General features: G+C 64.2%; 17 protein-coding genes. 9 read left to right on the top strand and 8 right to left on the bottom strand.

What is annotated here, in order from left to right:
- Complete coding sequence (locus GIW57_RS17375; protein ID WP_100465320.1) at positions 1 to 498, bottom strand: hypothetical protein; 498 nt, start codon at positions 496 to 498, stop codon at positions 1 to 3.
- Positions 499 to 611: 113 nt separating this feature from the next.
- On the opposite strand from GIW57_RS17375, the gene clpS reads away from it, so the two are divergent.
- Positions 612 to 938, top strand: coding sequence for an ATP-dependent Clp protease adapter ClpS (gene clpS / locus GIW57_RS17370; RefSeq protein ID WP_025879127.1), 327 nt, complete (start codon positions 612 to 614; stop codon positions 936 to 938).
- 113 nt (positions 939 to 1,051) lie between these two features.
- Here clpS and GIW57_RS17365 read toward each other — a convergent pair whose 3' ends face one another.
- Positions 1,052 to 1,864: an APH(6) family putative aminoglycoside O-phosphotransferase gene (locus GIW57_RS17365; protein WP_236512127.1), complete on the bottom strand. Its 813-nt coding sequence runs from the start codon at positions 1,862 to 1,864 to the stop codon at positions 1,052 to 1,054.
- A 138-nt stretch (positions 1,865 to 2,002) separates the two neighbouring features.
- On the opposite strand from GIW57_RS17365, the gene clpA reads away from it, so the two are divergent.
- Positions 2,003 to 4,285: an ATP-dependent Clp protease ATP-binding subunit ClpA gene (gene clpA, locus GIW57_RS17360; RefSeq protein WP_049467362.1), complete on the top strand. Its 2,283-nt coding sequence runs from the start codon at positions 2,003 to 2,005 to the stop codon at positions 4,283 to 4,285.
- A 72-nt stretch (positions 4,286 to 4,357) separates the two neighbouring features.
- Here the strand turns inward: clpA and GIW57_RS17355 are convergent, their stop codons facing one another.
- From GIW57_RS17355 to aat, 3 genes are all read right to left on the bottom strand, one after another.
- Positions 4,358 to 4,747: a hypothetical protein gene (locus tag GIW57_RS17355; RefSeq protein WP_236512125.1), complete on the bottom strand. Its 390-nt coding sequence runs from the start codon at positions 4,745 to 4,747 to the stop codon at positions 4,358 to 4,360.
- A 209-nt stretch (positions 4,748 to 4,956) separates the two neighbouring features.
- Positions 4,957 to 5,175, bottom strand: a complete 219-nt coding sequence (gene infA / locus GIW57_RS17350; protein WP_005409596.1) for a translation initiation factor IF-1 — start codon at positions 5,173 to 5,175, stop codon at positions 4,957 to 4,959.
- Between the two features lie 86 nt (positions 5,176 to 5,261).
- Positions 5,262 to 6,002 carry a leucyl/phenylalanyl-tRNA--protein transferase gene (gene aat, locus GIW57_RS17345; protein ID WP_236512124.1) on the bottom strand — a complete coding sequence of 247 codons (741 nt, stop codon included), beginning with the start codon at positions 6,000 to 6,002 and terminating at the stop codon, positions 5,262 to 5,264.
- A 319-nt stretch (positions 6,003 to 6,321) separates the two neighbouring features.
- On the opposite strand from aat, the gene GIW57_RS17340 reads away from it, so the two are divergent.
- The 3 genes from GIW57_RS17340 (at position 6,322) to GIW57_RS17330 (ending at position 9,671) form a co-directional block, all read left to right on the top strand.
- Positions 6,322 to 7,065 (top strand): hypothetical protein, encoded by a 744-nt coding sequence (locus GIW57_RS17340; protein ID WP_157804890.1) that lies wholly within the window; start codon positions 6,322 to 6,324, stop codon positions 7,063 to 7,065.
- Positions 7,062 to 8,330 carry a hypothetical protein gene (locus GIW57_RS17335; protein ID WP_236512122.1) on the top strand — a complete coding sequence of 423 codons (1,269 nt, stop codon included), beginning with the start codon at positions 7,062 to 7,064 and terminating at the stop codon, positions 8,328 to 8,330. The genes GIW57_RS17340 and GIW57_RS17335 overlap by 4 nt, the downstream gene beginning before the upstream one ends.
- Before the next feature lie 102 nt (positions 8,331 to 8,432).
- Positions 8,433 to 9,671, top strand: a complete 1,239-nt coding sequence (locus GIW57_RS17330; RefSeq protein ID WP_236512120.1) for a hypothetical protein — start codon at positions 8,433 to 8,435, stop codon at positions 9,669 to 9,671.
- Positions 9,672 to 9,732: 61 nt separating this feature from the next.
- Here GIW57_RS17330 and GIW57_RS17325 read toward each other — a convergent pair whose 3' ends face one another.
- Positions 9,733 to 10,857, bottom strand: coding sequence for a GNAT family N-acetyltransferase (locus GIW57_RS17325; protein ID WP_236512118.1), 1,125 nt, complete (start codon positions 10,855 to 10,857; stop codon positions 9,733 to 9,735).
- Between the two features lie 397 nt (positions 10,858 to 11,254).
- On the opposite strand from GIW57_RS17325, the gene GIW57_RS17320 reads away from it, so the two are divergent.
- Positions 11,255 to 12,793 (top strand): N-acetylmuramoyl-L-alanine amidase, encoded by a 1,539-nt coding sequence (locus tag GIW57_RS17320; protein ID WP_236512116.1) that lies wholly within the window; start codon positions 11,255 to 11,257, stop codon positions 12,791 to 12,793.
- A gap of 69 nt (positions 12,794 to 12,862) precedes the next feature.
- On the opposite strand, the gene trxB is transcribed toward GIW57_RS17320, so the two are convergent.
- Positions 12,863 to 13,834 carry a thioredoxin-disulfide reductase gene (gene trxB, locus GIW57_RS17315; protein ID WP_025877237.1) on the bottom strand — a complete coding sequence of 324 codons (972 nt, stop codon included), beginning with the start codon at positions 13,832 to 13,834 and terminating at the stop codon, positions 12,863 to 12,865.
- Between the two features lie 232 nt (positions 13,835 to 14,066).
- Between trxB and GIW57_RS17310 the strand changes: the two genes are divergently transcribed.
- The 3 genes from GIW57_RS17310 (at position 14,067) to lolA (ending at position 19,156) form a co-directional block, all read left to right on the top strand.
- A complete protein-coding gene (locus GIW57_RS17310) occupies positions 14,067 to 16,430 on the top strand; it encodes a DNA translocase FtsK (protein ID WP_100465328.1) in 2,364 nt (787 codons plus the stop codon).
- Between the two features lie 36 nt (positions 16,431 to 16,466).
- The gene (locus GIW57_RS17305; RefSeq protein WP_236512114.1) at positions 16,467 to 18,407 is read left to right on the top strand and encodes a DUF3857 domain-containing protein; all 1,941 of its coding nucleotides are present in this window, start codon (positions 16,467 to 16,469) and stop codon (positions 18,405 to 18,407) included.
- Positions 18,408 to 18,517: 110 nt separating this feature from the next.
- Positions 18,518 to 19,156 carry an outer membrane lipoprotein chaperone LolA gene (gene lolA, locus GIW57_RS17300; protein WP_089241098.1) on the top strand — a complete coding sequence of 213 codons (639 nt, stop codon included), beginning with the start codon at positions 18,518 to 18,520 and terminating at the stop codon, positions 19,154 to 19,156.
- 207 nt (positions 19,157 to 19,363) lie between these two features.
- Here the strand turns inward: lolA and GIW57_RS17295 are convergent.
- Positions 19,364 to 20,371: hypothetical protein (locus GIW57_RS17295; RefSeq protein WP_229979724.1), on the bottom strand; the 1,008-nt coding region annotated here is incomplete at its 5' end.

Below are 20,371 nucleotides of genomic sequence, written 5' to 3'. Positions count from 1 at the left end.
TCAGAGGTCGTCCTTCTTGGTCAGCTCCAGCTCCATCGCATCGGCGGTGCGGATGGCCGCATCGATGGCGTCACTGAGCTGGTCGGAGGTGGCGTCGGCATCGATCTTCACCACGAACATCGCGGTCGACTCCTGCTTCACCCAGCCGCCCATCTTGGCATCCTGCGAGTCTTCCAGCAGGCGGTTGGCCACGGCCACCGGGAACTGCTTGGTCTGCGAGGTGTAACCCGGCGACCAGATCTCACGGATGTTGTGGGTGCCGAAGTCTTCCACCGACGAGCGCACATAGACGATCTGGGTGCGGTCGCCTTCGACGTCGAACACCATCTGGTAATCGCCGTCTTCATCCACCTCGTAGGTGTAGCCCAGCTTTTCCAGATGACGGGCAATGGCCTTGTCGGCCTTCGCGCTGTCAGTGGTGGTCGCAGCGCCAGCGGTGCCAGCGGTGCCAGCGGCAGCCAGGGCGATCAGCAGGGCGGAGAGAAGGGTCCTTTTCATGAAGATCCTGTGAAACCAAGAGTGTGGGAAGGTGCAATTGTGACGGCGGGCGTCCGTGCCGTCCATTCCGCGCAGGGCCTGCGCAAGGCCGACTCACCCCTTATAATCGGCAGATGCCTCGCGAGTCCGCCCCCGATTCCCACCACGAGCACGGCGTTGCCGTGGAGCCCGCGCGCCCGGAAGTGGCGCCGCCGCCGTTCTATCAGGTCATGCTGCTCAATGACGACTACTCCCCGATGGATTTCGTGGTGGACGTCCTGCAGCAGTTCTTCAACATGGACCTGGACAAGGCCACCCAGGTGATGCTGCACGTCCACACCCGTGGCCGTGGCGTCTGCGGTGTGTTCACCCGCGAAGTGGCCGAAACCAAGGTGGCCCAGGTCAACGAGTACGCGCGGATGAACCAGCACCCGCTGCTGTGCACGATGGAAAAGGCCTGACCGCCCACGATCTGTAGAGCCGAGCCCATGCTCGGCTGCTTTCTGCCCGGGCGTATCGACCCCGGATGGAGCGTGCCCACCAAGGTGGGCACCTATCAAGGCAGGCAGAGGATTCACGCCTCCGCCAGCGCCTGCAGGGCCATCCCGGCCACCGTCTCATCGATGTCGGCCGGGTCGCCATCATCCCGGAACCACACCGCTGACAGCCCGGCACTGGCCGCGATCCAGCGCAGCAGCCGCGTGCGCTCGATATCAGCCAGCTCGCAGACCTGTTCCAGCCGGGCATGGAAGCGCTCGGGCCGCGTTGCTACGTGGATGCCCGGCCCGCACAGGTCCGGGTTGCTGAACATCGTGGTGTAGTCGAAGGCGCGGTCACCCAGCAGCCGCTTCGGGTCGATCGCCAGCCAGCCCCGCGCGCCGAAATCCAGCACGTTGTCGTGGTGCAGGTCGCCATGCAGCGGCCGCATTTCCTGCTCGTCTTCCAGCAGTGCCATCGCCAGCGATCTGCACTGTTCCAGCAATGGCGGCAGCGGCGCCCTTGCCTGCAGCAGATCGGCGAACCATCTACGCAGGCAGACCAGGTCTTCTGGCGGCGCGCTCCGTGGCCGGTGCAGCTGCTGCAGGACCTGGCACAGGATCATGGTGCAGGCGTCGTCCTCGCCCTTGATCGAACGTTGCCGCAGCGAGTCGCCGTGCGCCCGTTCGATCAGGATCGCCGGCCCCTCGTGGGCCAGCAGGCGTGCGGCACCGTCGCCGTTCCACCAGCGCAGCAGGCGATGGCCGTTCTGTTCCTCTGTCTCCGTGCTCACCTTCAACATGGCCGCCTCGCCAGAGACGGTCAGCACCGGCCAGAGCCGGGCATGGGGGGTACGGATCAAAGGACCATCACGTCGCCATCGCCAGCGGCTCAGGTAGGGTTCGCTCATGGTGAGGGTGCTGTCCTGGAGTGAACGATGATCAAGCGGTTCGCACTGCTAACGCCATCTGAACGTCGCAATCCGCTAGGGTGATGGAAATCGCGTAGTCAGGCCGCATATTGTCCCCAACTGCCGCCGGAGTAATCCATGTTCAGCAAAGACCTCGAACACACCATCGGCCAGTGCTACAAGCGCGCCCGTGAGGCCCGACATGAGTTCATGACGGTCGAACACCTGCTGTTGGCACTGCTCGACAACCCGTCCGCCCAGGCCGTACTGAAGGCCTGTGGTGCCGACGCCGACCGCCTGCGCCAGGAGCTGGAGCAGGCCATCGAGGCCTCCGTGTCCCGCCTGGCCGAAGATGACGGCCGCGATACCCAGCCGACCCTGGGTTTCCAGCGCGTGCTGCAGCGGGCCGTGTACCACGTGCAGTCCTCCGGCAAGAAGGAGGTCACCGGCGCCAACGTGCTGGTCGCCATCTTCGGCGAAAAGGACTCCCACGCCGTCTATTACCTCAACCAGCAGGACGTCACCCGGCTGGATGTGGTCAATTATCTGTCCCACGGCATCGCCAAGCTGGGTGAGGAAGGCGAGCAACCGTCCTCGTCCGAGGGCGAGGGCCGCATGGAAGGGGGCGAGGGCGAGCCCAAGGGCGATGCCCTGACCGAGTTCGCCAGCAACCTCAACGAACAGGCCCGCGCCGGTCGCATCGACCCGCTGGTCGGCCGTGCCGACGAAATCGAACGCACCATCCAGGTCCTGTGCCGCCGCCGCAAGAACAACCCGCTGTACGTGGGCGAGGCCGGCGTCGGCAAGACCGCGATTGCCGAAGGCCTGGCCCGACGCATCGTGGAAGGCTCGGTGCCGGACGTGCTGGCCGATGCGGTCATCTATTCGCTCGACCTGGGCGCGCTGGTGGCTGGCACCAAATACCGTGGCGACTTCGAAAAGCGTCTGAAGGGTGTGCTGACCGCGTTGAAGAAGGTGCCCAATGCGGTGCTGTTCATCGACGAGATCCACACCATCATCGGCGCGGGTTCGGCGTCGGGCGGCACCATGGATGCCTCCAACCTGATCAAGCCGGCACTGGCGTCGGGCGAGCTGCGCTGCATCGGCTCGACTACCTTCCAGGAATACCGCGGCATCTTCGAGAAGGACCGGGCGCTGGCTCGTCGCTTCCAGAAGATCGACATCGTCGAGCCGACCGTGGGCGAGACCTACGAAATCCTGCAGGGCCTGAAGTCCAAGTACGAAGCCCACCACGGCGTCACCTACGCCGACGAAGCGCTGCAGGCTGCCGTCGACCTGTCGGTCAAGCACATCGCCGACCGCCTGCTGCCGGACAAGGCCATCGACGTGATCGACGAGGCTGGTGCCCGCCAGCGCCTGTTGCCGGAAGGCCAGCGCAAGGAGCTGATCGACGTCGAAGAGGTCGAGGCCATCGTCGCCAAGATGGCGCGCATCCCGGCCAAGCAGGTCAGCGCCACCGACAAGGATGTGCTGCAGCACCTGGAGCGCAACCTGAAGATGGTGATCTTCGGCCAGGATCCGGCCATCGGCACCCTGGCCTCGGCCATCAAGCTGGCGCGCTCGGGCCTGGGCAATCCGGAAAAGCCGATCGGCAACTTCCTGTTCGCCGGTCCCACCGGTGTCGGCAAGACCGAGGTGACCAAGCAGCTGGCGCTGCAGCTGGGCATCGAACTGGTCCGTTTCGACATGTCCGAGTACATGGAACCGCATTCGATCAGCCGCCTGATCGGTGCGCCTCCGGGCTACGTCGGCTTCGACCAGGGCGGCCTGCTGACCGAGAAGATCGTCAAGACGCCGCACTGCGTGCTGCTGCTGGATGAAATCGAGAAGGCGCACCCGGACATCTTCAACATCCTGTTGCAGGTGATGGACCGCGGCGTGCTGACCGACACCAACGGTCGCGAAGCCAACTTCAAGAACGTGGTGCTGGTGATGACCACCAACGCCGGCGCGGCGCAGGCCTCGCGGCGCTCGATCGGTTTCACCAAGCAGGACCATGCCACCGACGCGATGGAGACCATCCGTCGTGCGTTCACTCCGGAATTCCGCAACCGCCTCGATGCGGTGGTGCAGTTCCAGCCGCTGGGCTTCGAGCACATCCTGCGCGTGGTGGACAAGTTCCTGATCGAGCTGGAGATGCTGCTGCAGGAGAAGCACGTCAGCCTGTCGGCCACCCCGACCGCGCGCGACTGGCTGGCCCACCACGGCTTCGACCCGCTGATGGGTGCCCGCCCGATGGCGCGGGTGCTGCAGGACAAGGTCAAGCGCCCGCTGGCCGACGAGCTGTTGTTCGGCAAGCTGGTCAACGGCGGCAAGGTCAGCATCGACGTGCGCAACGACGAGCTGGTGGTCGAGGCGCAGGCCGAGCCGGAGCGGCTGTTGCCGGCCACGGTGGAATAAGCGTCTGCCGGGCATTGCCCGGCGACGGAGGCAACGACAGGGCGGCTCAGGCCGCCCTTGTCGTGTCGGCCTTCAGCGGCTGCGCTGGCGGGCCATGCGCTGGAAGGCGGCCGCTTCCAGGGGCTCGATGCGCTCGATCGTGCAGCTGGCGCGATCGGTTTTCAGCACGCTGCGCGAGCCGCCGCACAGCTGGTTGCTCTGGCCTTGGGTTTCAATGGCCAATCGCCGGGAGGTCACGGCGCTGTTGCAGGAGGCGGTGAAGACCACGCGATAGTGTTGGTCGCCACTGCGCAGCAGCACATCGCGATCGGCACCGGCGCGGACGATCTGCTGATCCTCACTCAACGCAATGCAGCTGTCACCGGTGGTGGCTGACGGCGTGTCGGCAGCCTGGGCGGCGGGTGCGATCAGGGCGGCGGTGATAAGTGCGAGCGCAGCGAAGCCAGCGGGCAGGGAAGACATGTTCATGACGGGGGCAGGGGGTGGCGATCCGGACTGGATCGGGTGCCACGATGACGCCGCTGGCGCGAATGCGAATCTGCCGCAAGCATGGCTGACCGATGTCACGGTGCATTCGGTCAGGGTGCCGTCCGGCAGGGCCGGATTTCAGGCATGACAAAAGGCCAGCGTCCAGGGCTGGCCTTGTCGGGGTGGCGCAACGCGCCAGCCGCTTACTTCATTCGGTAGGTGATACGACCCTTGGTCAGGTCGTACGGGGTCATTTCAACCTTGACCCGGTCACCGGTGAGGATGCGGATGTAGTTCTTGCGCATGCGGCCGGAGATGTGGGCGATGATTTCGTGCCCATTTTCCAGACGAACGCGGAAAGTGGTGTTCGGCAGCGTCTCGCTGACGGTGCCCTCGAACTCGATGGAATCGTCTTTCGACATGTAGTCCTGTGCGGTTCAGAAAACGGCCACGTTGGGCCTAAGGCGCAGCATTTTACGCGTCAAACGCCCAGCTTGCAAAGATTGTGTTATTCCCCGGCAAAATCCGCTGCCGGCACGCGCCCGACCCGCTGGGTCCAGGCGCCTTCCCGGCCCGGCGCCTGCACCGCGCTGCGGACCTGTTGCAGAAACGGCGCGCGCGGCAGGTGCTCGGCGCCCATGCGCAGCAGGTGCGGGTTCTCCACCTGCGCATCGATCAGTGGCCAACCCCAGCCATGCAGCGTGCGCGCCAGTGCCGCCAGCGCCACCTTGGAGCCGCCGCTGGCGCCACTGAACATGCTTTCGCCGAAGAACATCGCGCCAATGGCCACGCCATAGATGCCACCGACCAGCGTCTGCCGGTCCCACACTTCGAAGGAATGCGCGAATCCCAAGTCGTGCAGCTGGCTGTAGGCATCGACCATCGCCGGGCTGATCCAGGTGCCGTCCTGGCCGGGACGGGGGGCGCTGGCGCAGGCGCGCATCACCTGGCTGAAGGCGGTATCGGCGGTCACTTCCCAGGTGCTGCCGCGCAGCTGCCGGCGGAACCTGCTGCTCAGGTGCACGCCGTCAGTGCGGAACACCATGCGCGGGTCCGGCGACCACCACAGAATCGGCTCGCCCTCACTGAACCACGGAAAGATGCCGCCGGCATAGGCGTTGAGCAGGCGCAGCGGGTGCAGGTCGCCGCCCACGGCCAGCAGGCCATCGGGTTGGCGCAGCGCGGTCTCGGCCGGCGGGAAGGGGGCATCCGGCGCATCGGCCAGGCGCCAGGGAAGCTGACGGGTCATGACGGCATTGTATCTAGACGGTGAAAGGCATAAGTCTCACGCCTATTAATGGCGCAGCCTTCCGGAGGTGGAGTGGACTAGTTGGGTGGGCGCATCAGGCAGGCGGCTCCCACTCGGAACTCACTCTGCCTCAAAATGCGGAGAGGTGAGCGTCAGGCATCGAGATGCATTGGCGCCGGAGGGGGTGCTGATTTGTGCGAGCCCAATGTCTGAAATTATCAATCTGAGATCTACAGGGGGAGTAATGTCGGGAAAGTGGACTGCTATTGCCGGGTTGGCGCTAGCGATGCTAGGCGTCCTTGTTCCATTGGTTCTTTGGATGGCAGATTCCGATTCAAGGGAGATCGAAGTTAGGATTCTGTCCAAAGCGAACCTGAACCCCTCACTGCCAACCGGAGTGGACGGTGAGATGGAGTTCGCAATCGGTGGTAAGCGAGTCGTCAAGCCATACTATGTGGTGGTACAGGTGACGAACGCAGGAAATCGTTCTATCGCCGCTGCGGATGTTGAAAGGCCTTTAACTCTTGCGATGGGCAATGTGGCAATTGCGCAGGCGCAGGTCCTCACATCTCAGCCTGCGGCACTAAAGCCAGAGCTTGAAAGGCAAGAGCGACAGCTCGTTGTAAAGCCATTGCTCCTCAATCCGGGGGATAGCTTTCAGATCGGATTTCTCACGAGCGGCGCGGAACCAAGTGTGACTGCGCAGGCGAGAATTGCGGGGATCAGCGACGTCCGAGTAGTTAGCTCGCTTAGCGACGACACCGTTGTGGGAAAGTCGTTCAGGCTTGTGGTTGCATCAGCCCTCATGTGCATATATGGCTCCCTGCTGCTCGTGGGATTCGGTCAGTGGAGAGATGGTGGGCGCAGACTCGTACTTAGAAGATGGGCGACAATTCCAATGGCCTTCCTGTGCGGGCTTGGGGGCAGTGCGCTGTTTACCTCCGAGCTTGGCGTGTTACCACTAAAGGATTGGCGAACCATCGTATTCATCATCGGATCGGTGGTCTTCGCTGTTGTGCTGGCTCGAGTTCCCTTGAAGTGGGTCTATCATCAACCCGCATGAGCGACCCCATCACCGCCATTCTCGATGTGCACGATGCGCCGCGCACACGCAATGACAGCCTGGGCATGCTGTTGACCCTGGCCAGCGAAGACCGCCCCCAGCTTGGCGCGCTGCTGCTGCAGGCGCTGGAGCGCCGCTCGCCCAGCTCCGCCTTCCTCGATACGGCGCTGGATCTGCTGCCGGATGAGGTTGTCGCGCCGGTCTGTGCCGATGCCTGGCGGCGCTATCGTGACGGTGAGCGTGGCGAGCTGCTGACCAGCGTGCTGGAGTTCGCCAGCTACCAGGCGCCGCACACGCTGCAAGGCGACTGGGAGGCGCTGCTGGAGGTCGCCATCGAGGATGACATCCAACTGGCCTCGCAGGTCTGGCAGGCACTGCCGCCGCCGCTCGCGGCGGACTGGGCGCATCGGTTGACCGAGGCCGATGACGATCGCGAACTGGAGCGCGCCAAGGCACTGCTGTTGGCTGCCCAGCCGGAAACCCATGCCGCCGCCCGAGGCTACCTGGCCGACTGGAGCGATCTGGATGCGCAGGTCTGGGCGCACTGGGCGGGCCTGGCCGATGGCCCACGGCTGCGCCGCCTGCATGACCAGCAACCGCTGCACCTGCGCTTTGGAATCAGGCAGCACCGTGCACAGGTGGCCGAAGAGCCGGGCTGGCGCAAACGGATCTGGCGGCTGCATCCCACCTGGAATGGCGGTCAGGTGCAGCATGCGGGGCACATGGGCGGCTTGCTCGACGCTGTGTGTGGCAGTTGTCATGCACCGCTGCAGCGTCTGTTGCAGACCGACACTGCGGCGCTGGAGGAGGGAGCGGCCGGCTCGATCACCCTGGGCCTGTGCCTGGACTGCTGCGGCTGGGAAGATCCGCCCGTGCGTTTCTATCGCCACGATGCGGACGGTGTGCCGAGCTGCCACCCCAGCCAGTACCGTGAGGTGTTGATCAATCCCACCGACAGCGGCGACCTGATGCTGGCCGAGGTCGGTCTTGCCGCGATGGACAGCCACCGCTGGCAGCAGCAGGACTGGGGCCAGTCCAATCATCGGCAGAATCTGTCGCGGGTGGGTGGCGCGCCGAGCTGGGTGCAGAGCGCGCATTACCCGGCATGCATCGATTGCGGCGAGCAGATGCCTTTCGTGATGCAACTCGACTCAACGTTGCCGACCACCAATGAGGGCATGTTGCTGTGGGGGAGCGGCGGCATGCTGTACAGCTTCTGGTGCGCGAAGTGCCGGGTTAGCGGGCATTTCTGGCAGTGCACCTGAGCGCCTCGGTCGCCTGAAGGCTTCCATTTTTGAGATTTGTTGCATTCCCTTGTGAGGCACCTCCAGTCACCCTTTTGGTTTACATGCCCTGGGCCGACTGCCATGACCTGTATTGCCGCCATGCAAGAGCTGCTTGAGATGGCTCAAATGCCCGGGGGCTCAGATAGAGCCTTGGTTGCGATGCTCGATCTCTCTGAGCGTGATACCGCCGCCCTCTCGACACTGCTCATTCTGGCGATGAAGGTTCGGGCGAAGAGAAGCGGGATGCTAAGGGCTGCGGCTGAGTTGCTGCCGGATGACCGTGCCACAGAGGTTTGCAGGTTTGCTTGGATCGAGTTCAAGAGCGGTAATAACCACTGGCTGGCAGCCGAGATCGCGGCGCAGGCAGCCTATCGTTCCCCCGGATTGCTCCATGATGACTGGGATGCCGTCCTACGCCTGTCGGCCCATGAGCCTATAGAAGGCCCGTTCTGGCGGGAGCTGCCGATTGAGGTCGGCCGGCGGTGGATTCAGGAGGCAAGAGGGGCATCCTCATCTGCTGCTGGCTTGCCCGGAATGCCGCTTGAAATGAGCGGGGTAGTGGAGTTCCAGGATGCCGTGCGTGATCTACACGGTTCACGGAATGACCCTTGGGCAACAATTGGACGAGAGGGATTGTCTGGTCTCGAGGCGGGCTCCGGACGCGCGCTGCATGGAGGGTATGGTCTGCACCTGCGTTTCAATGCGCAGCTCCAGCGCTTGCAACTGGCGGAATCCACGGGCGTGGAGCGCCGCCTCCAGCGTTTGCATCCAACTTGGAAGGGCGGGAGTGCAAAGGCAACGGCGCATATGGGCGGTCGCCTGCAAGGGCGGTGTGGAATATGCGACTCACCATTGCAGCGTTTGCTGGAACTGGAGCTGGCGTTGATCGGCCCGTGCACCCTCTCGATGGTGACACTCGGCATATGCCTGGACTGCCCAGACAATGGAGAGTCCGGTTGGTGCCACGGAGATCCCGTGTACTTCCGCCACGATGCGCAGGGTCTTCCCTTCGCCCATGAATCGCAGGTTCTCGACCCGCGTGCATGTTCCGAAACGTCGCCTTCGCTATTGGTGGCGGGCGTCGATCTGGTCGAGCTTCCGGGTCGCTTCTGGCAACCGCCTAGCTATGTGGGCGGTCGGCAGAATTACAGCCGGGTGGGCGGACTGCCATCCTGGATCCAGAGCGGGTTCTATCTGTCCTGTCCCGATTGTTGCCGCACGATGTTCTTTGTCATGCAGCTTGACTCCCACATTCCTTTGGATGATGGCATCTCTGATGCAGTGGATGAATGGAGGAATGCTCTATACGTTCTGGTGTGACCATTGCCGGATCAGTGGGCACTACAGCCAGTACTCTTAGCTCATCCGAGCCAGCCCGACGCTACGGTTCCGTACGAAACGGGCTATGCCCCTGCAGCTCCTGCTGGTAGCGCCGCACATCCCGTCGTTCCTGCCGGCACCAGTCGCGCAGCGCCTCGGCAAACTCTGCATCGGCCACCCAGTGCCGGCTGCGCACGATGGTCGGCAGGAAGCCGCGCGCCAGCTTGTGCTCGCCCTGCGCACCCGGCTCGAAGCGGGCCACGCCCTCGCGCAGGCAGTATTCGATGCCCTGGTAGTAGCAGGCCTCGAAGTGCAGGCCGGGCAGGGTGGCGCCGCCCCAGTAGCGGCCGTACAGCGTGTCGCCACCACGCAGGCACAACGCACCGGCAATGGGTTCGCCGTCCTGTTCGGCCAGGAACAGCACCAGGCCGCGACCCAGTGAGATCGCCAGATGGCGCAGGAATGCCTCGGTCAGCGCTGGCGCGTTGCCGTATTCCAGGAAGGTCTGCAGGTAGAAGCGGTACATCGCCTGCAGATCGGCGCGGCTGGCTTCGTCGCCATGCACCACCCGGAAGGTGATGCCCTGTCGGGTGACCTTGGCCCGCTCCTGGCGGATGTTCTTGCGGTGCTTGTGGTTCATGGCGTCGAGGAACTGCTCGAACGTGCTCCAGTCGCCCGGGTTCTGCCACTGGAACTGGATGTCCTCGCGCAGCAGCCAGTCGTCGCCGAAGGCGGTCTCGTCAGCTGCCGTGTGGAAATTGATGTGTGCCGACGACACGTCGAGTGCGGGCATCTGTCCGCGCAGTGCCGTCAACAGCATGGTGCGCTGCGAATCGTCACCGGCTAGCAGCCGCGGGCCGGTCACCGGCGAGTACGGCACCGCGCCGAGCCACTTCGGGTAGTAGTCGCGTCCGTGGCGTGCATAGGCGTTGGCCCAGGCGTGGTCGAATACGAACTCGCCATGCGAGTTGGTCTTCAGGTAGCCGGGAATGGCGCCGACCAGGGTGTCGCCGTCCCACAGGGTAAAGTGCTGCGGCTGCCAGCCCCAGTCCTCGCGCAGGCAGCCATGGGTTTCCAGGCCGGCAAGGAAGGCGTGGCTGACGAACGGGTTGCGGCCGTCGTGCAGGGCATCCCAGTCGGTGGCGGGAATTGACTGCAGCGTGTCGAGAAAGCGGGCGGAGGGCATGGGGAGAGGATAGGGCAGGTGAGGTCCGGGATGGTGTCGCGGCGCCGCCGATTGAGTTTAACCAGGCTGGCGTGTGGGTCTGATCGCCCGTTACGATGGGAGCGACGGGGTGCCGATTGGCGTAGGCCTTGGATCACTCGGTACCGCTGACTGCAGGGGCACGGTCGATGCCGTTCAGTGTTCGCCAATGGACTGCTTGCCTTTCTCAAAATTCTCGGGGAGCTGTTCGAGGCTGGCGAGGATTGGCTTGTTGCGGCGTTGGTCGACGCGAAGGGCCTGAGGGAAATTGTGAATTCGCGGATCTGAAACGCCTGGCATTACATCCCTTCTGAGGGTTTGACAGTGTTGATCCGTGCGACACGCGTGGCGCACTTCCCAGCCCTTCAAAGGAACTGATGTGAACTTCGTGCGCGCGTTCCGCCGGATTGGATTGGCGTCGATCATTGCCTGCACCTTACCCTGTCCGCAGGCGCTCACTCAGCCTTGGCCGCCCGCCGCTGAGACGGATGTGGCGTTGGATCTTCTATTGACGCGGCAGGCGCAGAAGATCCTGGATGACCACCAGTTGCGCAAGTCCAGATCCACGGGCATATCAGTGGGTGCCTCGGTTGACATCCAGCAACGGAAGCTCGTCATCAGCTTCGGGGCTGGAATCCTGCCGTCGGAGGACGATCATTCGCTCGAGGAACTGGAGCAGTACATCAGGAACACCTTGGAGGCCTACACCATGAAGGCCGGCGTAGGCGAAGTTGAAACGGTCATTCTTTACGAGGGAAAGCCCTACTGGGAACACTTTCCTCGCGACATCAGTGCGCAACAGCAAGGCTCTGCCAGGCAGGCAGGGGGCCAGGTTCTTGTCTCGGCCAGTCACGGGCTGCTGAGAGTGCACCCTGGCATGGAGTGGGAATTCCAGCGGCCTGTACGCAATGGTGTGCAGGAGGATCTGATTACGCCCGGATATGCGGACGAGTTGCAACGGCTGCTGGAAGATCGCGGGAGTGTGGCCGTGCATCGTGCGCGTCGCGGCGGGGCCGGTGCGCACCCGGATTCAATGCGTCCGTGGTACGAGATGTCAGCTCGTTACCATCTCAAGGATCTTCTTCCTGATCGGACAGATATCTGGAACCACTTTGCGAACAGTAGTGCGAGCGACAGGGAGGTGTCAGATGACATCCGCGCTCGACCGTACTACGCGAATCATCTCGGCGTTGCAGGGATGCTCAGCATTCACACCAATGCGGATGTGCCAGGCGTTGCCCGTGGGTCAAGGGTTTTCTACCATTCAAGCAAGCCAGCGGATCGACAGCTCGCCGATCTGACGTTGTGCTGCATGCGGGAGCTCATCACCGCACAGGAGGGTTACGCTGACTTTCCTGTTCCCCGAGGTGGCGTTGCCGCAGGGCATGGTGAAAACAACTTCGCAACCATGCCGTCCATAGTGGTCGAGGTGGCTTTTCACACAAATGCCACGGACGCCGCCGCCCTCCAGGACCCGGTGTTCCGTACCGCTTCCATGAAGGGAGTCGAGAAGGGCTACCGGCTCTTCCGCGAAGGCAAGGGCTGCGTTCCGTTGAAAGCCGAGCCCATCCAGGGAATACGGTTGCCTCAGGGAAGCTCACAGCAGGTGGATGTCGCCTTCGAGGGCTATCCGCAGTACCCCATCGAACTGGTCACCACGAACATGGGTTGCCCGCCGGGCTGGACCTGCAGCGACGGAAAGGTTCACATCGCTAGCCCCGACGACAAGCCCAGCCAGATTACCCTGCGGTGCGAGAACGCCGGGAGTGCGCCAATTCTGTGGGATACGCGGGTCGTGGACGCCGATGGCGTGAAATCGCCGCCTGTGCGCCACGTCGTGCAGTGCATCCGAACGTCGCGCGGATTGAGTGGGGCTCCGATCAGCCCTGCCGGTGTGGAGCCCGCGACGGCGGGTTGAGTGCTTTGAAGCGGGCGCTTTCGCGCCCGCTTCGAGTCAACCATGCCTCTGGCGCTGCAGAAGCCAGCCTCAGCTGGCCTTGCCCTGCGCATCCAGGTAACGCTCGGCATCCAGTGCGGCCATGCAGCCGAAGCCGGCCGAGGTGATCGCCTGGCGGTAGTGCTGGTCGGCCACGTCGCCGGCGGCGAACACGCCTTCCACCGAGGTCTGGGTGGCGTTGCCGCCCAGGCCCGAACGGATTTCCAGGTAGCCGTTGTTCATGGTCAGCTGGCCGTCGAACAGCTGGGTGTTCGGGTGGTGGCCGATGGCCACGAAGAAGCCGTGCGCGTCGATGTCGCGGGTGCTGCCGTCCAGGGTCGACTTCACGCGCACGCCGGTCACGCCGGCCTCGTTGCCCAGCACTTCCTCCACCTGGTGGTGCCAGACGGTTTCGATCTTGCCGGCTTCAACCTTGGCGAACAGCTTGTCCTGCATGATCTTCTCCGCCTTCAGGGTGTCGCGGCGGTGGACCAGGTAGACCTTGCGGGCGATGTTGGACAGGTACAGCGCTTCTTCCACGGCGGTGTTGCCGCCGCCGACCACGACCACGTCCTGGTCACGGTAGAAGAAGCCGTCGCAGGTGGCGCAGGCGGAGACGCCGCGGCCCTTGAACTCGTCTTCGGTCGGGATGCCCAGGTACTTGGCGGTCGCGCCGGTGGAGATGATCAGCGCGTCACAGGTGTACTCGTGGCTGTCGCCGATCAGCTTGAACGGGCGCTGCGACAGGTCTGCGGTGTGGATGTGGTCGAAGATGACCTCGGTCTCGAAGCGCTCGGCGTGGGCCTGCATGCGCGCCATCAGGTCCGGGCCCATCAGGCCATGGGCGTCACCCGGCCAGTTGTCCACTTCGGTGGTGGTCATCAGCTGGCCACCCTGCTGCAGGCCGGTGATGACGACCGGCTTCAGGTTGGCGCGGGCAGCGTAGACGGCAGCGGTCCAACCGGCCGGGCCGGAACCGAGGATGACAAGACGCTGGTGGCGGGAGGGCAGGCTGGTGCTCATGTAGACTCGCGAAAAGGTAGATGGGACAAGGCGCGGCGATGTTTGCACAGCATCCTTGGCTGGTCATAGAGTGGCGGCTGGGGCAGGGCGATTCAAGCCGATGAACAGAACAGCGCCATCCACGGGCGGTTTCGGGCCCTGTCCCCGCTTGCGCGGCAACGGATAACTGAAAACTGACGCCGTCTCGTTTATTATCAAACACTAACAGCGCATTCCAAAGGTATGGTCTAAGGTGGCGAAGCAGGTCCCCGAACGCTCCAAGTCCGACGACAAAAAGGCGTCGCGTCGCTCGGCGGCAGCGGCCACGACCGACAATCCACGCCGTCAGCGCCTGTGGCGTGACCTGGGTCTGATCGCCATCGCGCCGGCGCTGCTGTATCTGGCTGCCAGCCTTTTCACCTATTCAGCGACGGACCCGGGCTGGTCGCACACCGGCAGCGTGGTCGCGCCGGTACACAACATGGGCGGCCGTGCGGGCGCGTGGATCGCCGACGTGCTGCTGCAGTTGTTCGGCTACATCGCCTTCCTGCTGCCGGTGGTGCTGGGCGCGCTGGCCTGGATTGCGATGTTCGGCCTGAAGCGCGAGAGCAAGGGCGAGAACGATCTGGACCCCGCATTGCGGCTGGTCGGGCTGGTCGGCTTCCTGATTGCCGGCACCGGCTTCCTGCACGTGCGCCTGTTCAGTGGCGATGTCTCCAGTGCCGGCGGCATCCTTGGCAAGCTGGTCGGAAATTCGCTCAGCGTGGGCTTTGGCGCGCTGGGCGCCAACCTGTTCGTGCTGGTGCTGCTGCTGGCCTCGATCACCCTGGCTACAGGCCTGTCCTGGTTCGTGGTGATGGAGAAGATCGGTCGCGGCGTGATGTCGCTGGCACCGTTGCTGGAGCGCAAGAAGGAGCAGGCCACCGAGTGGCAGCAGACCCGCGTGATGCGCGAGGAGCGCCAGGAAGTGCGCAAGGCCGATGCCGAAGTGCGCGCCAAGCGCGAACCGGTGAAGATCGAGCCGCGCCCTGAGCCGGTGATCGAAAAGAGCGATCGGGCCAAGCGCGACAACCAGATCCCGATGTTCCGCGGCGTCAATGGCGACGGCTCGGACCTGCCGCCGCTGGCCCTGCTGGATGATCCCAAGCCGCAGCCCGTCGGCTATGACAAGGACACCCTCGACGCGCTGTCGCGGCAGATCGAATTCAAGCTCAAGGATTTCCGCATCGATGCACAGGTGGTCGGCGCCAACCCCGGCCCGGTCATCACCCGCTTCGAGATCGAGCCGGCGCCGGGCATCAAGGTCAGCCAGATCAGTTCGCTGGACAAGGACATCGCCCGCGGCCTGTCGGTCAAGTCGGTGCGCGTGGTCGATGTGATTCCCGGCAAGTCGGTGATCGGCCTGGAAATCCCCAACGTCACCCGCGAGATGATCTACCTGTCCGAGCTGCTGCGCTCGAAGGAGTACGACAAGTCGGCCAGCTCGCTGACCCTCGCGCTGGGCAAGGACATCGCCGGTCGCTCGACCGTGGCCGACCTGGCGCGCATGCCGCACCTGCTGGTGGCCGGTACCACCGGCTCGGGCAAGTCGGTGGCGGTCAACGCGATGGTGCTGAGCCTGCTGTTCAAGGCGTCGCCGAAAGACCTGCGGATGCTGATGATCGACCCGAAGATGCTCGAACTGAGCGTCTACCAGGGCATCCCGCATCTGCTGGCGCCGGTGGTCACCGACATGAAGGAGGCTGCCAACGGTCTGCGCTGGTGCGTGGCCGAGATGGAGCGCCGCTACAAGCTGATGAGCGCGGTGGGCGTGCGCAACCTGGCCGGCTTCAACAAGAAGGTGAAGGACGCGCAGGACGCCGGCCAGCCGATGATGGACCCGCTGTTCAAGCCGAACCCGGAGCTGGGTGAGGCACCGCGACCGTTGGAGACGCTGCCGTTCATCGTCATCTTCATCGACGAATTCGCCGACATGATGATGATCGTCGGCAAGAAGGTCGAAGAGCTGATCGCGCGCCTCGCGCAGAAGGCGCGTGCGGCTGGCATCCACCTGATCCTGGCCACCCAGCGCCCGTCTGTGGACGTCATCACCGGCCTGATCAAGGCCAACATTCCCACCCGCATCGCCTTCCAGGTCAGCTCGAAGATCGATTCGCGCACCATCCTCGACCAGTCCGGCGCGGAGACGCTGCTCGGTCACGGCGACATGCTGTATCTGCCGCCAGGCACGGCGATGCCCGAGCGTGTGCACGGCGCCTTCGTGTCCGATGAAGAAGTGCATCGCGTGGTCGAGCACCTCAAGGCAATGGGCCCGGCCGACTACGTTGACGGCGTGCTGGACGAAGTACAGACGATGGGTGATGGCGTGGTGGTCGGTGCGACCGGCCTGCCGGAGACCAGTTCCGGCGGCGGCGATGAGTCCGACCCGCTGTACGACGAAGCGCTGCGCGTGGTCACCGAGACCCGTCGTGCCTCGATTTCCGGGGTGCAGCGTCGCCTGAAGATCGGCTACAACCGCGCGGCGCGACTGATCGAGGCCATGGAAGCGGCCGGTGTGGTCAGTTCGCCCGAACACAACGGCGACCGCACGGTGCTGGCGCCGCCGCCGCCGAAGTAAGCCCTGCCGCATTCCCGACGTCCTAGGAACCGATGCATGCTTCAACCCGTTTCCTGCGCGCTGGCGCTGGCCTGCCTGCTGGCAGCCGGCCCGGCGCTGGCCGATGCCGCCGCGACGGCTGCACCTGCGGTCGCGCCGCCGTCCACCGGCAGCGATGCCGAGGCCAGCAACAACTTCAGCTTCGTCCGCTATCGCGCCGACTACCAGGTGCGCGCCGATGCCGGCAACGTACAGACCGAAACCTACGAAATCCTGCTCAAGACCAAGGCAGCGGTGGAGCAGTTCAGCCAGGTGCGGTTGAGCTACAGCGAGAAGATGGAAACGCTGGACGTGGTCAACGCCTACACGCTGACCGCCGACGGCCAGCGCCGCGAGGTGCCGGCCGATCGCATCTACACCCAGGAAAGCTATTCCAGCGCCTCGGCGGCGATGTATGCCGACCGCAAGGTGCGGGTGATCGTGTTCCCCAACCTGGCGCCGGGCACGCGGCTGTTCTACCAGGTGCGGCGCACCCAGCTGACGCCGTACTTCCCGGGATACTTCGGCCTGTGGGAAACCTTCAATGTGTTCACCCAGTACGACGATGCCGAGGTGACCCTGAGCGCGCCGGCCAATCTGCCCATGTTCGTGGACAGCCGCGGCGTGCAGGGCAGTGATCGCCCGGTGGTGAAGAACGGCCTGGCGACGTGGCGCTGGCGCTACCAGCGCCGCGAACCGATGCAGGCGCAGAACTGGTCGGCGGCGGTGTGGGAGTTCGGGCCGAACATCATGGCCAGCACCTACCGCGATTGGGCGCAGATGGGCCGCGCCTATCAACTGAAGGCGGGGCCGGCCGCGCAGGTCACGCCGGAGATCCAGGCGCTGGCAGACGAAGTCACCGATGGCGTCAGCGACCGTCGCGCGCAGGCCGATGCGCTGTACCGCTGGGTCGCGCAGAACATCCGCTACGTGGCGGTGTACCTGGGCAATGGCGGCCTGGAGCCGAGCAGCGCGCATAGCATCCTCGACAACCACTACGGCGACTGCAAGGACCACGTAACCATCCTTGAAGCTCTGCTGGCGGCCAAGGGCATCACCAGTTCGCCGGTGCTGATCGGTGCCGGCGGTGGGCCGACGCTGCCGAAGATTCCGCTGCTGGGTCGCTTCAACCACGCCATCACCTATGTGCCCGAGTTCGATCTGTACCTGGACTCGACCAGTGCGTGGGCGCGCTTCGGCCAGTTGCCCGACGGCGACCTCGGCGCGCCGGTGCTGCACACCCGCGATGCCACCCTGGCGCGCACGCCTGCCAACGACCCGCAGCGCAACGCGACGGTGATGGACGTGCGCTTCACCTTCGACGCGCAGGGCAATCTGCGTGGCGAGACGGTGCCGCAGCTGAGCGACAACGCCGAGATAGGCATGCGCGCGCAGTTCGCCCAGCTCAATGCACAGAACCGCGCGCGCGCTGAAGAATCGATCATGGCCGCGTCCGGTTTCGATGGCCGCGGCCAGCTGCAGCTGCAGGGTGTGCCGGTCGACCTGACCCGGCCGTTCGGTTATCGCATGGCGTTCCAGGCCGAGGATTACGTGGACTTCGACGTGGCCGGCGGCATGGCCGTACCCGATCCGCCGGGTGGCGAATCGGTGCGCGGGCTGTACGCGAGCGCCTCGGCACCGGACAACGAGACGCCGTTCTACTGCAATGCCAGCCTGCGCGAAGAAACCTATCGCCTGCAGTTCCCGGCCAATGCCCCGATCATCGCGATTCCGGGCAGCCAGCGGTTTGCCAATGCGGCCGGCGAGTACCGGGTCGACTGGAGCCGGCAGGGCCAGGAAGTGACCGTGCATCACCGCCTGCAGCAGAATGCGGTGCGCGGCGCCGAGGCGCTCTGCCAGCCGCAGGACTATGCCGCGTTCCGCGCGCTGTTCCGCGAGGTGCGCCGCGGCTTCCGTGGCCAGGTGCTGTACGGCAAGCTGCCCGGCGCTGGCGGCTGAATCGCCGATCAGCGATCAGGGCGTCATAATGACGTCCTGATCGCCCATTCATCTTTTGCCGGGCACACTGGCACCTAACTTTCCTGGCCGCGCGCCCACAGGATTTTCGCATGAACCTTCGCCTCCGTCGTTTCCTTGCCACCACCACCCTGGCCGTGGCCTGCGCCGCCGCCGGCAGCGCCTGGGCCGGCGCCCGTGATGACCTGAAGACCTTCACCACCGGCCTGAAGGGCCTGGATGGGCAGTTCAGCCAGCAGGTGTTCGACAGCCGCGGCAAGGTCAAGGAATCCACCAGCGGCCGCGTTGCCTTGTCGGCGCCGCGCCTGTTCCGCTGGGAATACGTGCGCCCGCATGAACAGCTGATCGTGGCCGACGGCAAGAAGGTCTGGATGTTCGAGCCGGACCTGGAACAGGCGACCGTGCGCGAGCAGGGCAAGGAAGAGCAGAACAGCCCGCTGACCGCACTGATCAATCCGGCGCTGCTGGAGCAGCAGTACGACGTCAGCGAAGAGGCTGCCACCCGTGATGGCCTGCAGTGGCTGTCGCTGTCGCCGAAGCGCGATACCGAAGCCAGCTTCCAGTACGCCGCGCTGGGCTTCAATGCGCAGGGCCTGGCGAAGATGGAGATCACCGATGCGGTGGGCCAGCGTACCGTGATCAGCTTCAGCGGCTGGAAGCGCAACCCCAGCTTCGCCGCCAACACCTTCCGCTTCACCCCGCCGGCGGGTACCGACGTCATCGGCAACTGATGCGTGACGCCGGGCCCGGCCCGGCGCTACCTGCTCCGGGGCGCTACCTGCTCCGGTGGGTGTCAACCTTGGTTGACACGTTTCTGATCTGCCGGCCAGCGGCCGGCACTACCGATCCTGATCCGCTGGGTATGTCCAGGCGCTACCGCGATCCGACCTGACCCGCTCTGGTAGGTGCCAACCTTGGTTGGCACGCTTTCGGCTGGCTCATCCGTTGTCCGGGTGAACAATGACCTGCCACGCAGCGCCATCAAATCGCATCAGGTCCCAGGGCGTCAGCACCCACAGCACGCTGCCGGCGGAACTGACGTCAACGATCGTCGCATTTCTCAGTTCTTCGGGGATGCCTTCCAGTAAGGGTTCAACTACCCCGGTTTCGAGGCTGTAGACGTACAGGCCTGCATATTCAGTGCCGATGTAGATCTGTTGCCCATGTTGACAGGCCGAGTTGAAGTTGATGTCCTCGCTTACGTCATGGCGTAGGCACTCAAATCCAGTAGAGATGTTGCCGGTAACGATGGCGCCTTCCATGCCGACGAAGAAGAGGCGACCCTGGTCAGTTCTACATGCATGAAACAGCTCCGCAGTGGTGACTTGCTCGGGCAGTGTCCAGTTCAAGCCATCCCAATGCGCAATCAGGCCATCAGACCCGATTGCGTAGAGGTCTGTTAAGCCGGTTCCGCAGAGGTCGTTCACGCTGGCCACGTCAAAACTGGCGAGCAACTCCCTGTACGCAGGGTCCTTGCGGCCCTCAGCAATCTGGTTGCGCGTTTCGTCGAACTTCCGGCGCAGCTCGGCCTCACGCTTCGCCGGATCAGTGGGTAGTGCGGCAGCACCGTCAAGTTCGAATATGTGGCCGCAATACAAGAGCCAAGTTTCGAAGTCCATCGAATCAAGATCGTCCTCGAGACTCCTGCGCTCGGGTGCGGGGAAGTGAGTGGGAAGTTGCTTCCACCCAGCCTCGTTGCGGTGATAGATCATTCCGTGCACACCGCAGCAGAACAGATCTTCACCCAGCTGCCGAATGCGGGTCAGGCCGCCTGTATCCGCCTTAATGCGCTCAATCGTGGCGCCAGCGCGGGTGTAGTCTTCCAGCTGTCCCCAGTAGTCCAGCGCAAGCACCCGCCGCGGGCCACTGTTGTCTTCTGCTGGGATGAATAGCGTGGACATGACCTGGAAGTCCGGCAGGTCGTGATGGAACCATCCTTCCTGAGG

The organism is Stenotrophomonas sp. PA-6-5C (assembly GCF_021605635.1).
Classification (GTDB): domain Bacteria; phylum Pseudomonadota; class Gammaproteobacteria; order Xanthomonadales; family Xanthomonadaceae; genus Stenotrophomonas; species Stenotrophomonas lactitubi.
The sequence above is the reverse complement of the archived record's forward strand: the minus strand, read 5'-3'. Positions and strand labels throughout refer to the sequence as shown.